General features: G+C 43.6%; 15 protein-coding genes. 6 read left to right on the forward strand and 9 right to left on the reverse strand.

Annotated elements, in window-relative coordinates; translation table 11 throughout:
* Positions 1-46 precede the first annotated feature (46 nt).
* Together cssR and cssS are read left to right on the forward strand one after the other, a co-directional pair.
* On the forward strand, positions 47-724 hold the full coding sequence (cssR, locus tag P3L57_RS16375; protein WP_044159064.1) for a two-component system response regulator CssR: 678 nt from the start codon (positions 47-49) through the stop codon (positions 722-724).
* On the forward strand, positions 721-2,076 hold the full coding sequence (gene cssS, locus P3L57_RS16380) for a two-component system sensor histidine kinase CssS (RefSeq protein WP_044159066.1): 1,356 nt from the start codon (positions 721-723) through the stop codon (positions 2,074-2,076). The genes cssR and cssS overlap by 4 nt, the downstream gene beginning before the upstream one ends.
* 27 nt (positions 2,077-2,103) lie before the next feature.
* On the opposite strand, the gene spxO is transcribed toward cssS, so the two are convergent.
* Positions 2,104-2,268, reverse strand: a complete 165-nt coding sequence (gene spxO / locus P3L57_RS16385; protein WP_003221681.1) for an anti-adapter protein SpxO — start codon at positions 2,266-2,268, stop codon at positions 2,104-2,106.
* A 168-nt stretch (positions 2,269-2,436) separates the two neighbouring features.
* Here spxO and P3L57_RS16390 point away from each other — a divergent pair, with 168 nt between their 5' ends.
* Entirely contained in the window at positions 2,437-3,312 is an 876-nt protein-coding gene (locus P3L57_RS16390) for a TetR/AcrR family transcriptional regulator (protein ID WP_044159068.1), read from the forward strand.
* Between the two features lie 37 nt (positions 3,313-3,349).
* On the opposite strand, the gene fumC is transcribed toward P3L57_RS16390, so the two are convergent.
* Together fumC and P3L57_RS16400 are read right to left on the reverse strand one after the other, a co-directional pair.
* Complete coding sequence (gene fumC / locus P3L57_RS16395) at positions 3,350-4,738, reverse strand: class II fumarate hydratase (RefSeq protein WP_069486940.1); 1,389 nt, start codon at positions 4,736-4,738, stop codon at positions 3,350-3,352.
* A gap of 66 nt (positions 4,739-4,804) precedes the next feature.
* A complete protein-coding gene (locus P3L57_RS16400; RefSeq protein ID WP_010331829.1) occupies positions 4,805-4,990 on the reverse strand; it encodes a YvzF family protein in 186 nt (61 codons plus the stop codon).
* Positions 4,991-5,107: 117 nt separating this feature from the next.
* Between P3L57_RS16400 and gerAA the strand changes: the two genes are divergently transcribed.
* The 3 genes from gerAA to gerAC are packed head-to-tail and all read left to right on the forward strand — an operon-like array spanning position 5,108 to position 8,737.
* Positions 5,108-6,556, forward strand: coding sequence for a spore germination receptor protein GerAA (gene gerAA, locus P3L57_RS16405; RefSeq protein ID WP_044159071.1), 1,449 nt, complete (start codon positions 5,108-5,110; stop codon positions 6,554-6,556).
* Positions 6,525-7,622, forward strand: coding sequence for a spore germination receptor protein GerAB (gene gerAB / locus P3L57_RS16410; protein ID WP_059334854.1), 1,098 nt, complete (start codon positions 6,525-6,527; stop codon positions 7,620-7,622). The genes gerAA and gerAB overlap by 32 nt, the downstream gene beginning before the upstream one ends.
* A complete protein-coding gene (gene gerAC, locus P3L57_RS16415; protein WP_044159074.1) occupies positions 7,619-8,737 on the forward strand; it encodes a spore germination receptor protein GerAC in 1,119 nt (372 codons plus the stop codon). The genes gerAB and gerAC overlap by 4 nt, the downstream gene beginning before the upstream one ends.
* 7 nt (positions 8,738-8,744) lie before the next feature.
* Here the strand turns inward: gerAC and liaR are convergent, their stop codons facing one another.
* From liaR to liaI, 6 genes are all read right to left on the reverse strand, one after another.
* Positions 8,745-9,380, reverse strand: a complete 636-nt coding sequence (liaR, locus tag P3L57_RS16420) for a two-component system response regulator LiaR (protein WP_024122798.1) — start codon at positions 9,378-9,380, stop codon at positions 8,745-8,747.
* Positions 9,358-10,440 carry a two-component system sensor histidine kinase LiaS gene (liaS, locus tag P3L57_RS16425; protein WP_069486939.1) on the reverse strand — a complete coding sequence of 361 codons (1,083 nt, stop codon included), beginning with the start codon at positions 10,438-10,440 and terminating at the stop codon, positions 9,358-9,360. The genes liaR and liaS overlap by 23 nt, the downstream gene beginning before the upstream one ends.
* Positions 10,437-11,165: a LiaRS two-component regulatory system accessory protein LiaF gene (liaF, locus tag P3L57_RS16430; protein WP_044159076.1), complete on the reverse strand. Its 729-nt coding sequence runs from the start codon at positions 11,163-11,165 to the stop codon at positions 10,437-10,439. The genes liaS and liaF overlap by 4 nt, the downstream gene beginning before the upstream one ends.
* Before the next feature lie 34 nt (positions 11,166-11,199).
* Positions 11,200-12,072, reverse strand: a complete 873-nt coding sequence (gene liaG / locus P3L57_RS16435; RefSeq protein WP_069486938.1) for a LiaG family protein — start codon at positions 12,070-12,072, stop codon at positions 11,200-11,202.
* 99 nt (positions 12,073-12,171) lie between these two features.
* Positions 12,172-12,852 (reverse strand): stress responsive protein LiaH, encoded by a 681-nt coding sequence (gene liaH, locus P3L57_RS16440; protein ID WP_059292579.1) that lies wholly within the window; start codon positions 12,850-12,852, stop codon positions 12,172-12,174.
* A gap of 26 nt (positions 12,853-12,878) precedes the next feature.
* Entirely contained in the window at positions 12,879-13,259 is a 381-nt protein-coding gene (liaI, locus tag P3L57_RS16445) for a cell envelope stress-induced membrane anchor protein LiaI (protein ID WP_069486937.1), read from the reverse strand.
* Positions 13,260-13,332 lie beyond the last annotated feature (73 nt).

Here is a 13,332-nt window from a genome sequence, read left to right on the forward strand (position 1 = left end):
TATGTTAAAACTAGTTTATAATGACGTTGAAAGGATGTGAAGAGCCTTGTCATATACCATTTATCTAGTTGAGGATGAGGATAATCTGAATGAATTGCTGACGAAGTATTTAGAGAATGAGGGCTGGAACATTACATCTTTTACGAAAGGCGAAGACGCCAGAAAAAAAATGACGCCGTCTCCCCACCTGTGGATTCTCGATATCATGCTGCCGGATACTGACGGCTATACATTAATAAAAGAAATCAAAGAGAAAGACCCTGACGTGCCGGTCATTTTTATTTCCGCACGAGACGCCGATATTGACAGAGTGCTTGGGTTAGAGCTTGGAAGCAATGACTATATTTCAAAACCATTTCTCCCCCGGGAACTGATTATACGTGTGCAAAAGCTATTGCAGCTTGTCTATAAGGAAGCGCCTGCCGCACAAAAAAACGAAACCATCGTCTCCTCCTATCGGGTCGCGGAAGACGCCCGTGAGGTCTATGATGAAAACGGCAATTTGATTAATTTAACGTCAAAGGAATTTGATCTCCTCCTCTTATTTATCCATCATAAAGGACATCCATATTCCCGTGAGGATATTCTCGTCAAGGTATGGGGGCATGATTATTTTGGAACTGACCGCGTTGTTGATGATCTTGTCCGGAGGCTGCGTAAAAAGATGCCTGAACTCAAAGTGGAGACCATTTACGGGTTTGGCTACAGGATGATGACATCATGAAAAACAAGCCGCTTTCGTTTCAAATATGGGTTGTCATCTCCGGTATCCTGTTAGCCATATCGATTTTATTGCTTGTTTTATTTTCAAACACGCTGCGTGATTTTTTCACCAATGAAACGTACACCACCATTGAAAATGAACAGCATGTTCTGACTGAGTACCGCCTGCCTGGTTCAATTGAAAGGCGCTATTACAGTGAGGAAGCCACAGCGCCGACGACCGTGCGCTCTGTACAGCACGTGCTTCTGCCCGAAAATGAAGCGGCTTCGTCAGACAAGGATTTGAGAATCCTGTCGTCCGCATTTATCCATAAGGTATACCAGCTGGCTGATAAACAGGAAGCCAAAAAGAAACGATACAGCGCTGAAATCAATGGCGAAAAAGTGTTTTTTGTCATTAAGAAGGGACTTTCCGTCAACGGGCAATCCGCCATGATGCTGTCCTATGCACTTGATTCTTATCGGGACGATCTGGCCTTCACCCTGTTCAAACAGCTGCTGTTTATTATAGCGGTTGTCATTTTATTAAGCTGGATTCCGGCGATTTGGCTTGCGAAATATTTATCTAGGCCTCTCGTTTCGTTTGAAAAGCACGTCAAACGGATTTCAGAACAGGATTGGGATGATCCTGTCATAGTGGATCGGAAAGATGAAATCGGCAAATTGGGCCATACTATTGAAGAGATGCGCCAAAAGCTCGTGCAAAAGGATGAAACAGAAAGAACCCTTTTACAAAATATTTCTCATGATTTAAAAACACCGGTTATGGTGATCAGGGGATACACCCAATCCATTAAAGATGGGATTTTTCCTAAAGGAGATCTTGAAAATACAGTAGATGTCATTGAAGGCGAAGCCCTTAAGCTGGAGAAAAAAATAAAAGATTTATTATATTTAACAAAGCTCGATTACTTATCTAAGCAAAAAGTACAACATGAAACATTCAGTATTATGGAAGTGACAGAAGAAGTCATTGAAAGACTGAAATGGGCGCGAAAAGAATTATCATGGGGAATTGATGTAGATGAAGACATTCTCATGCCGGGTGATCCCGAGCAATGGAACAAGCTTCTGGAGAACATACTGGAAAATCAAATCCGCTATGCCGCAACAAAGATTGAAATCATCATGAAACAAGATGATCGGAATATCTTTATCACCATTAAAAATGACGGACCGCATATTGAAGATGAGATGCTTTCCAGCCTCTATGAGCCTTTTAATAAAGGGAAGAAAGGCGAATTCGGCATTGGTCTCAGCATCGTAAAACGTATTTTAACTCTTCATAAGGCGTCTATCTCAATTGAAAATGACAAAACAGGTGTAACATACCGCATAGCAGTGCCAAAATAGACTGTAGATGTTTTTGCAGTCTATTTTTTATGTGAAAGAATAGCCGTTAAAATCTCTATAATTTGTTTTGAGCGGCTGTTTGCATTGATGAACCCATTTTTTCTCTGACAATGTCTGCTTCGGATATTTGACTTTTTCCACTTTAATTCCTCTGTTTCGCAAGCGGCTGATCATTTCGTCCAATTCTCTCATTTCAGATTCACCCTTTCGCTTGAGCTTTGACCGTTCGGTCATCTCAATTTATAATATAAATAATACATGATAAAAAAACAAGTTACAATAAGGTTAAATTTATAACGTACGGTATGACTATATGGTCATATCCTATGTAGGCCTCAGGCTCCGAAAGGGTGGAACCATTTGAAGGAAAAAGAGAAGCTGATTATTGAAACAGCCATTAAACTGTTTGCCCAAAAAGGATATAACTCAACATCGGTTCAGGAAATTGCCAAAGCATGCAAAATTTCTAAAGGCGCTTTCTATATTTATTTTCCTTCTAAAGAAGCGCTGCTTTTGTCTATGCTGAATTACTATTATGATAAAACGTTTACCCGTATTTTAAATATTAAAACGAAAGGCGACAGCCCCAGAACAGCTTACCGCAAGCAGCTTACCGTGTTCTATGAAAACATCCTTGAACACAAAGACTTTATTACAATGCAGATGAAGGAAGGTTCTCTTCCTTATACGGAGGAAGTAGAGCAATACGCGAAAAAAATCCGCCAGACTTCCCTTCAATTTCACATTGACAGTCTGTTAAACATATACGGAGAGAAAGCTGAACCTTATACAGCGGAGCTTTGTTTTCTAATAGAAGGAATCAGCCAGATTTACCTGGAATGCATGATTTTGCTCGGGTATACTGTGAAACCGGATCAATTAGCAGATATCGTTATTAACCGAATTGATGATATGGTCAAAGGCATGTCTGAACGAAACGATGAGCCTTTCATCACATTAGAAGAAGCAAGCTCTTTATTCGGGCCCCTGTCTCACGGACGTCCTGACCCGCTGACTGAATCGATTGTGAAAAGCCTTCGTGAAAAAATAAAAAGCTTGAACACAAACTCCTCTTTTGAATTATCGGAGAGCTTGGACATACTTGAAGCAGAAATGAAGAAAAAAACACCGAAGCTGGTGATCATAAAAGGAATGATCCATAATCTGATGGAGTCGGAAGCTCTCGCAGAGGATGCCGAGCAGCTTACATATCTCTTGAAACAGCAATATATTTAGAAGAACGGCTGCTTGACAAGCAGCCGTTTTTTCTCTATTACGCCTTTGGTTTTACCATATCTTCCGGTTTCACCATTTCGTTAAATTGTTCCTCTGTCAGCAATTCAAGCTTCAAAGCCGCTTCTTTCAGCGTCAATCCCTCTTTATGGGCAAGCTTGGCAATTTTTGCGGCGTTTTCATATCCGATATGCGGATTCAGCGCCGTAACCAGCATTAAAGAATTCGACAGGTTTTCCTGAATCGTTTCTTTATTTGGCTCGATACCGACAGCACACTTATCATGGAATGAGTTCATTCCGTCACTCAGCAGCTGCACGGATTGCAGGAAGTTGTAAATGATCACAGGTTTAAATACGTTTAGTTCAAAGTTCCCCTGACTTGCGGCAAAGCCGATTGTCGCATCGTTCCCCATAATTTGCGCTGCGATCATCGTCAGTGCTTCACTTTGTGTCGGGTTCACTTTTCCAGGCATAATGGAGCTGCCAGGCTCATTTTCAGGAATGACAATCTCCCCGATGCCGCAGCGAGGTCCGCTCGCAAGCCATCTGACATCGTTTGCGATTTTCATTAAATCAGCGGCAAGAGCTTTTAAAGCGCCGTGTGCATATGTGATTTCGTCATGGCTTGTCAGCGCGTGGAATTTATTCGACGAGCTGTTAAACGTTTGACCTGTCAGTTTCGTGATCTCCTCTGAAACAAGCTCTCCAAATTCAGGGTGAGCATTGATTCCTGTTCCGACAGCTGTCCCTCCGATTGCAAGCGCACGCAATTTGTCTGTCGCTTCTAAAATCATTTCCTTCGAACGATCGAGCATGTGCACCCATCCGCTGATTTCCTGTCCAAGAGTCAGAGGTGTGGCATCCTGAAGGTGCGTACGTCCGATTTTCACAATATCATTGTATGCTTTCGCTTTTTCGTCTAACGTATTGCGAAGCTGATCAAGCGCAGGCACAAGCTGTTCATAGACAGATAAAACGGCAGCAACGTGCATCGCTGTCGGGAACGTATCGTTTGAGCTTTGGCTGCGGTTAACGTCATCGTTTGGATGAATCGTTTGATCAGAGTTCTTTTCTTTTAATAACGCAGTCGCGCGATTGGCCACCACTTCGTTCATGTTCATGTTGCTTTGTGTGCCGCTTCCGGTCTGCCATACAACGAGCGGGAAGTTATCATCATATTTGCCTTTGAGCACATCATCACAAACTGCTGCAATGGCTTCCGCTTTTTCCGCATCTAGATTGCCCAGGCGTTTATTAGCGATCGCCGTGCTGCGTTTCAATATTGCAAACGCCTTCACAACACGCATCGGCATTTTTTCAGAACCAATCTTGAAGTTCTCCTTGCTTCGCTGTGTTTGGGCGCCCCAAAATTTATCAGCAGGAACTTTTACTTCTCCCATGGTGTCTCTTTCAATTCTGTAGTCCATTTTATGTATCCCTCCATAACGGTTGCTTCAATAGATCAAATTCGCCAGTGATATAAAAAATCCTTTTTATTTTTCGATCTTGGCAGATTTTAATTTTAATTCAAGATATACGCGGGAGTCCTTTGAATATTTGTACTTCGGATTCGTTCGTCCGTACTCCCTTGATGTATAAGAGACATCGTAATGCTTTTCAAATGATTTAATGAGCTGTTCTATTTCTTCTTGTTTTCCTGCAAGTCTTACCTGTGCCACTTCATATCCTCCGCTTTCATAAAAAAACTTCTGCCATAAAATACTGTAACACAGTATATCATTTTTTTAACAGGAAAAGATAACCTCTACTAAGGTTTTGGACAAGAGGTGACCTCGTTGGAACAAACAGAATTTAAGGAATATATACACGATAATTTAGCAATGGTGCTTCCAAAATTAAAAGAAAACGATGATCTGGTGAAAAACAAAAAAATGCTGGCGAACGGACTTGTTTTTTACTATCTCTACTTCAGTGAATTGAATGACCAGCAGAAGGTTTTAGAATCGATCAAAACCTTAATCAAGGATGAGGAGACGCTGACGCTTGAGCAGGTCAAAAAACGCCTCGACCAAATTGACGCAAGGCCGATAGAAACGGCAGAAAAAACGGTTAAGGAGATTCTCAGCGGCAATTGTGCGGTGTTTGTTAATGGACTCAACAAAGCCTATATCCTGTCCACAGGAAAGAAACAAACAAGAAGTCTGGCAGAGCCGACGACTGAAAAAGTGGTTCGCGGACCAAAGGTTGCGTTTGTGGAGGATATCGATACAAATCTTGCTCTGATCAGGCAAAGGACCTCTCATCCGAAACTCATTACCAAAAAAATCATGATTGGCGATAACAAACTGAAGCCAGCGGCGATGATGTACATTGAAGGCAAAGCAAAAAAGTCCGTTGTGAAAGAAGTAAAAGCGCGGCTTAACAATATCAAACTAGAGGATATCCAGGACAGCGGAACGCTTGAAGAACTTATTGAAGATAATAAATACTCGCCATTTCCGCAAATTCAAAATACGGAAAGGCCCGATAAAGTGTCGTCCGCCCTGTTCAACGGCCGGGTTGCGATTTTGGTGGACAGTTCCCCATTTGTGCTTTTGGTGCCGGTTTCTCTCGGTGTACTGATGCAATCTCCGGATGATTACTATGAACGCTGGATCTCGGCATCCCTCATCCGGTCGCTGCGTTTTGCTTCTATATTCATCACCTTGTTTTTGTCATCGATTTATATCGCACTCGTGTCATTCCACCAAGGGCTCTTGCCGACCGCGCTCGCCGTCACAATTTCAGCAAACAGAGAAAACGTGCCGTTTCCTCCGATATTTGAAGCCTTGCTGATGGAAGTGACGATCGAGCTGCTAAGAGAAGCCGGGCTGCGTCTTCCAAACCCATTGGGACAGACGATCGGTCTCGTCGGGGGTGTCGTCATCGGACAAGCGGCGGTAGAAGCGAATCTCGTCAGTTCGATTATGGTGATTGTCGTCAGTGTCATTGCCCTTGCATCCTTTACCGTTCCCCAATACGGAATGGGGCTGTCTTTCCGGGTGCTGCGTTTTATTTCGATGTTTTCCGCCGCAATACTCGGGCTGTACGGGATTATTTTATTTATGCTGGTCATTTATACGCACCTTACGAGACAAACGAGCTTTGGATCTCCGTATTTTTCGCCAAATGGATTTTTCAGCCTGAAAAATACAGAGGATTCCATTATCCGTCTCCCAATTAAAAACAAACCAAAAGAGGCGAATAATCCAAATGAGCCAAAAACAGACTCCACTCAAACTTAATACCTTTCAAGGTATTTCTGTTGTTGCAAATACAATGCTCGGTGCCGGTCTTTTAACATTGCCTCGAGCGCTGACCAGTAGGAGTAATACTCCTGACGGCTGGATCTCGCTGATATTAGAAGGTGTCATTTTTATTTTTTTCATTTATTTAAACACGCTCATTCAGAAAAAACATCAATATCCCTCACTGTTTGAGTATTTGCGGGAAGGCCTTGGGAAATGGATTGGCAGCATTATGGGGCTTTTGATCTCCTGCTATTTTATCGGAGTGGCCAGTTTTGAAACCAGGGCGATGGCTGAAATGGTGAAGTTTTTCCTGCTGGAGAGAACGCCGATTCAGGTCATTATTATAACGTTTATCTGCTGCGGCATCTATTTAATCGTTGGGGGGCTAAGTGATGTTTCGCGGCTGTTTCCTTTTTATTTAACGGTTACGATTATTATTTTGCTGATTGTGTTTGGGATCAGTTTTAAAATTTTTGACATCAATAACTTGCGCCCTGTTTTAGGTGAAGGCTTGGGCCCCATTGCGAACTCCCTAACTGTTGTTTCGATCTCTTTTTTAGGAATGGAAGTGATGCTGTTTCTTCCTGAACATATGAAAAAAAAGAAATACACATTCAGATACGCGGCTATTGGCTTTCTGATCCCGATTATTTTATATATCCTGACGTATATCATTGTTGTCGGGGCTTTGACAGCTCCTGAGGTAAAAACGCTGATCTGGCCGACCATTTCTCTCTTTCAGTCTTTTGAGCTGAAAGGCATATTCATTGAACGGTTTGAATCGTTTTTACTGGTCGTCTGGATTATTCAGTTTTTCACAACGTTTGTCATTTACGGGTATTTTGCCGCTAACGGGCTGAAGAAGACGTTTGGATTATCGACTAAAAAAAGCATGGTGCTCATCGGTGCGGCTGTCTATTATTTTTCTTTATGGCCGGATGACACCAATCAAGTCATGATGTACAGCGATTATCTGGGGTACATTTTCGTCTGCCTGTTTCTGCTTCCCTTCATTCTGTTTTTCATTGTAGCTCTCAAAAGGAGGATTACAGCAAAATGAAAATCCGGATTTTAAGTATGTTCATATGTATCCTATTGCTGACCGGATGCTGGGACAGCCGGAATATTGAGGAATTAAGCCTGATCATTGGTGTTGGCTTAGACAAGCCGGATGATAAAAATTTAGAACTGACACAGCAGATTCTCGTGCCGAAAAAAATAAGCGCCAAGGAAGGCTCTTCATCTGATCCGACACAGCTTGCTATCACAAAGGGTGAAACGGTCCATCAAATGATGAGAACATCTGCATTAAAGCATAATCCTACGTTTTCACAGCATTTGCGTCTCATTCTGCTTTCCAAGAGCGTGATTGCGAATCATATTGGAATGGACGCGATCATTAACCAGTTTGTCAGAGACAACGGAACAAGGAGGAGTTCGTACGTCTTTGTCACCGATGGCAGAACTAAGGATATATTTAAAATGAATGATCAAGGCGAACCCGCATCCAATGTAATTTACGATCTGACAGAGAATAATGCGGTCACGATCAGAATGATGGAGCCTGTTACATTGGGGGAGATCTCAGAACATTTGACCTCTGACGATTCGTTCCTCATCCCTCATGTCGGTAAGGAAAACGGCAAACTCGCGATAAACGGGGCCACAATCATCAAAGACAAATTATGGTACCGGAATTTAACTCCGGTTGAGGTTCAAAATATCAACTTATTTACAGGCACTGTCGAAGGAGGCGTCATTGATATGAGGCATAATGGCAATCTTTTTTCTTACGAAGTGTACTCCAGCAATCGTAAAATCAAAACTGACTATAAGGACGGAAAGTTCAAATTCACCGTCACACGCAATATTGAAGGGCGTTTATCCGAGGACTGGAATCCGAATGAAGATTCCTTTAAGGACTCGTATATCAAAGAAATTGAAAAGACAGTCGAAAAACGATTAGAAGAAACAGTAACAGCATTTATTACAGACAAACTGCAGAAAGATATCAAAGCGGACGTGACGGGATTGGGAAACGAGGTCAGAATCCATTATCCTCAGAAGTGGAAAAAGATTTCAAAAAAATGGGATGATTATTTCAGCAATGCGGAAATAGACTACCGCGTCAATGTGGTTGTCAGAGACTTCGGGACGAAGGGCGCGTCCAAATAGCGGACGCCTATTTGACGAGGTGATTTCGGTGTGCGTAAACCGCCGCCTGTGTCCGGTCACTGACATCCAGCTTTGATAAAATATTGGTGATGTGGGTTTTGACTGTTTTGATCGTGATAAACAGCTCCTCGCCAATTTCTTTATTTGTTTTTCCTTCTGCAATCAAACAAAGAATCTCAAGCTCCCGTTTCGTGAGAGATTCATGCGGGAGCGCGTTTTCGCCTGAGTGGCGCAGCCGGGATAATACTTTCCCCGCCACTTTTGATTCAAGCTTTGGCTCTCCCTTGCTTGCGGCACGGATCGCATCAGCGATTTCGGCCGCTTTTGACGTTTTTAATAAGTAGCTGAGCGCTCCCGCTTCAATGACCGGGTAGACTTTGTCATCATCAATGAAGCTTGTGAGCACAATAATTTTCGGATCGGAAAGCTTCTGGCAAATTTGCTTTGTCGCTTCAATGCCGTCCATGCCCTCCATGACAAGATCCATTAAAATCACATCAGGCTTTAATTCAACAGCAAGCTGTACACCCTCGCTGCCATCAGATGCTTCGCCGATGACATCAATATCGGGCTGTGCTTCCAAAAAAGCGGCGAGCCCCATTCTGACCATTTCATGATCATCAATCAACAATACTCGAATCACGTTCGTTCTCTCCTTTTTCTTCCGGGAAAATCGGGACCTTTACTTCGATTTGTGTGCCTTTTCCTTCAACCGAAATCACCTCGGCGACTCCGCCGATTTCGCTTGCACGTTCTTTCATCGAATTCAAGCCGTAGGATGACGCTTTTACCTGGCCCATCTTGAATCCTTTTCCGTTATCAATGACCTTCAGCCGCAGCTGATTGTTCTTTGCGCCGAGGATTACGGATACTTTTGAGGCTTTTGAATGCCTGAATACATTCGAAAGAGCCTCCTGTACGATCCTGAATAAATGATCCTCTACTCCTTTGGAAATCGCTGTATCCTGAATGTCCCACTCGATATCAAGCGGCTGTTTTTTCCGGAACTCGTCCAAAAGCTCCGTGAGACCCTCCTTCAGCCCTTTCCCTTCGAGCGTCACTGGCCTTAAATGGAGCAGCAGCGCCCTCATTTCATTTTGGGCTTCTCCCGCCATGTGCTCTACCATCTTGATCCGTTTCACAGTTTTATCATCCGTAGCTTTTACGTGTTCTAATACAGCGGAGGTCATCATGGATATCGCAAAGAGCTGCTGGCTGACAGCATCGTGCAGATCTCTTGCCAATCGCTGGCGTTCTTCTGTAATGACCGATTTCTTCATTTGCACCTGCCATTCAGCCCGTTCATTTGAAAGCTTTTGCAGGGAAGCGACTTGAAGTTCAACCCGCTTCGCCATTTCGTTCAGCTGATCGGCTGCAAGCCCGATTTCATCGTCCCCGAGCGGCGGTATTCGATAAGCGAAGTTGCCGTTTTCAAATGTTAAAATCGATTCGATCAATGTATCGACCCTTGTTTTCAGCCGGTTGCCGTACATGTAGCCTGACGCAAAACCGATCGTAAGGCTGATCAGCACCAAAATCAGGATAAATGGAATCCCGAACCAGCTTGACGACAGCAGCACAAACGGATCGAGCCGATAGTAAACCATCATAAAAGAAATCAAGCAGACAAAAAGGAGCAGACTGATTCCCGTGGTCATGCGAATGGCGCGCCACTGGAGACTGGCAAGCAGTTTTTTTCTCATACGTATTTCACATCCACATCACCGATAAATAGGGAGACGGATACTTTTACCCGGCGTTTGGACTCGCTGAAATCAGAAGACGCGGCGTATACCTTTGTGCCTAATCCGCTTTTCTTCGAGCCGATCAGATTAATGTCGCCGATAAAAACGGACGAGCTGACAGCCACTTCAAGGTCTGATGGAACATAAATATCAACGTTTCCGATCACTCCGCTGATGACAATCGTGCTCTCTCCCTCCGGGATCATCGCTTTTGACAAGTCGATTTTCACATCGCCGATAAAACCCGATACATTTAAATCATTCAGATCAAACGGCTGCTTCATCATCAGCAGCTCGCCGATAAAAAAGCTTCGCATGTCAGGGTGTTTCACATCTTTAGGAGGCTCGGACTGTTTTTCTTTTTTCGTTAAGTCGATAGGCTTCTCATTCGGTTCAAAAATTGGCTTTCCTTTCACAAGCCGGTAGCCTGCGTAGATTAAAAATGCGGCAAACGCGTAGCCAAATAAGTTAAAGGTGATGCTGAACAGATTTTTCAAAAATAAGAAAGCGGCAAAGATATACATGACGGACCCAAGCCAGTCACGGGAGTATTTTTTTAAAAAATAGCCGGCAATCAGAAAAAAGAGCGGCCAAAACAGCAGATCGCCTATTCCGATAATTTGCAAAAACATACTGATGCCAAATAAAGCAATCATAAGTCCAAGAAGCTGTTTTTTTGTCATTCTGGTTGTTCCGCCTCCTTTCTTCTGCCAGATGCTACTGTATCGCTACATCCCCGCTGTCTGTTTTAATATCGACTAGATGCTGGCCGCTTCCATGTGAGCCTGTGATTTGATGATGATCTTTATGTGCTGTATCAGCAAATGGATACGCCGAACTGACGCTTCCGCTCTCTGAAGCCGTATTGACTTTGAAACTGCCGTTTTCGGGAAGCTCCAGATTCACATCACCGCTCGTTAATGTGACAGCTGAAGAGCCTGCTACCTTTTCTAAATCCGCGCGAAAGTTTCCTGATGTCATCCGTACATCAAGTGAGCCTGACACACCGTCCAAGTTTGCGTCGCCTGAAGTTAAGCGGATGCCGGCTGTTTTAGCGTCTGTATTTGATATCGACACATCCCCGGAAGAGCCCTTCACCTTCAGCTCCTGAAGGCGGATACCCGTTACGTCCATATTTCCGCTTGCAGATGCTGCGTTCAGCTCGGAAAGCGCGAGATGTTTGTTACCGGCTACAGACACGTCGCCGCTTGATGTTCTCACAACCAAACCGCCTTTGTACGTGTATGGAATGCGGACGACAAGGGAAGAGCGATGAAATCCATTCAAAAATTGAAATTCTTTTTCCTTTGCCGTCAGCTCCAGCTTTCTTCTCTTTTCAGCCACAAACAATTTCCCGGAGTCACCTGAGATGGTTGCTGATATGTCATTACGCTCTTCCGCTATGATCTTCACATTCTTGTGATCCGATTCAATGCTTACGCTTTCGATCTCATGCGGTGAAGCACTGGCTGAATCAGCTTCAGTGCCGTTTATGAATGAAAGACCTTCAGCAAGCACGTCTTTGATTACAACTGCGGAAAAAATAAGAATACCGGCAATGATCAGCAGTTTGCCCAGCATTTTTTTCATTTGTTTTCATCCTTCTCATTCATTCTATTATAAAGGAAAAGCCTGTGAATTGATACGTGCGGAAGGGAAGGACTTGACGAAAACCCTTCCCTGTCCCGCTTATTCATTTGCTGCATGTGATGTTTGATCTGATTTTTTCAATGAGAGTTCCCGCATCTTTTCGATTTCAGCTTCTACTTCACCCGCAAATTCACTTCGGCTCGATTCTGTGCCGGCTTCCGCTGATTTCGAATAATCAGCACGGATTTCCATTTCCTCAATTCGGTTTTCAATCCGCAGAAATTCACGATACGCGCTTTCACTGTCAATTTTGTCGAATGTCGCGTTCATATGCTCTTTTGCTTTTGCCGCGTTTGCCCGGGCAATCAGCGCCTGTTTTTTATCCTTTACGTCCTGAAGTCTTGTTTCAAGTGTGGCCAGCTGTTCTTTCAGCTCAGCCAGCTGGCTGCTTGCCTGTTCGTAGGAAGCTTTGTGCTCTGCTGCCTTTCCCTCTAAATACTTCATTTCTGTCAGCGCTTTTTTCGCAAGCTCTTCTTCACCGGCATCAAAAGCGAGCTGAGCTTGATTCTTACGCTTTCCAGCCACTTCATTTGCTTCTTCATATTTTTTCTTAAATTGAAAGGCAATCGTATGCTGTTTGACGAGCGTTTGTTTTGCTTTTGCAATATCGCTTTCCATATCACGAACGTATTGATTCAGCATCACCTTAGGGTTCTCCATTTTATCCAAGCCTTCATGAACTGACGCAACAAACATATCTCTCATTCTTTTTAATACCATACCGTTATTCCTCCTTATATCATGTGTTATTTTTTCTTTAAGAAATTTTCCCACTCGTCATCAAAATGAGACTGGTAGCCGGCAGAAGCTGGTTCAGGATCAAAGCCTGACACATCGCTTTCCACGGATCCGTTTTTCATCAGTTTCCAGCCGTAATACACCATAGCGGCTGCGAGTGCAATTCCGACGAGAAACGGCAGTGAGCAAATGAGCATCATCGCCCCGATTCCGCCCAAGATAATACCTGTGATGGTTTTGCCCGCTGCGAATCTTTTGATTCCCGCGTATGTCAGCAAGCCCCCGATCGCAAGCGGAATGATAAAGCCGAAGCTGCCTCCCCCAAAAAAGACGGAGATTCCAAATACAATTAATAAGAATCCGCCTATCGTTTTCTTGTTGATCTTCATGCAGATCCTCCTTTCGTTTTCCTTGTCTTCATCTTATACAAAACAGAAGATGAGCAAAACGAATCAGAGATTG

This window comes from Bacillus sp. B28, from assembly GCF_029536185.1.
Classification (GTDB): domain Bacteria; phylum Bacillota; class Bacilli; order Bacillales; family Bacillaceae; genus Bacillus; species Bacillus halotolerans.

Bases quoted from the DNA above. Each gene is read 5' to 3' on its own strand.
- liaG (WP_069486938.1), bottom strand. From the start codon at position 12,072: ATGAAAAAAATGCTGGGCAAACTGCTGATCATTGCCGGTATTCTTATT.
- gerAB (WP_059334854.1), top strand. From the start codon at position 6,525: ATGAGCCAAAAACAGACTCCACTCAAACTTAATACCTTTCAAGGTATT.
- cssS (WP_044159066.1), top strand. From the start codon at position 721: ATGAAAAACAAGCCGCTTTCGTTTCAAATATGGGTTGTCATCTCCGGT.
- liaH (WP_059292579.1), bottom strand. From the start codon at position 12,852: ATGGTATTAAAAAGAATGAGAGATATGTTTGTTGCGTCAGTTCATGAA.
- gerAC (WP_044159074.1), top strand. From the start codon at position 7,619: ATGAAAATCCGGATTTTAAGTATGTTCATATGTATCCTATTGCTGACC.
- liaS (WP_069486939.1), bottom strand. From the start codon at position 10,440: ATGAGAAAAAAACTGCTTGCCAGTCTCCAGTGGCGCGCCATTCGCATG.
- fumC (WP_069486940.1), bottom strand. From the start codon at position 4,738: ATGGACTACAGAATTGAAAGAGACACCATGGGAGAAGTAAAAGTTCCT.
- spxO (WP_003221681.1), bottom strand. From the start codon at position 2,268: ATGAGAGAATTGGACGAAATGATCAGCCGCTTGCGAAACAGAGGAATT.
- liaI (WP_069486937.1), bottom strand. From the start codon at position 13,259: ATGAAGATCAACAAGAAAACGATAGGCGGATTCTTATTAATTGTATTT.
- liaF (WP_044159076.1), bottom strand. From the start codon at position 11,165: ATGACAAAAAAACAGCTTCTTGGACTTATGATTGCTTTATTTGGCATC.